The following is a 289-nucleotide window of genomic DNA, read 5'->3' on the forward strand; positions in this document are numbered from 1 at the left end:
GCCAGCGACGCTTTCACGACTTCACGCGGATAGACCGAAGCGGCATTAACGGTACCGTAGAACATCTCTTTGGTGCGCAACACTCGATGTTGATTATCGAGGAAGATAATCCCAAACACTTCAGACTCACAAGCGGCCAAGGACGTTTGGCAGAACGATTTCACCAATTCAGGCGAGGTTAATGGTGTTTGTTCTGAAATAAACAGTTTGGATTTGAGAATACTTGCGGCCTGGTCAAGGATGCCCTTTTCTTCTAATGTGAATAACGAAACATTTGAGTATTGAACAC

Annotated in this window: 1 protein-coding gene; it reads right to left on the reverse strand. The window is 45.3% G+C overall.

The window, feature by feature from the left end; translation table 11 throughout:
* The coding region (locus tag MD535_RS25985; RefSeq protein WP_279348383.1) for a JAB domain-containing protein at window positions 1–289 on the reverse strand (289 nt) is incomplete at both ends.

It is taken from the genome of Vibrio qingdaonensis (assembly GCF_026191675.1).
Classification (GTDB): Bacteria; Pseudomonadota; Gammaproteobacteria; order Enterobacterales; family Vibrionaceae; genus Vibrio; species Vibrio qingdaonensis.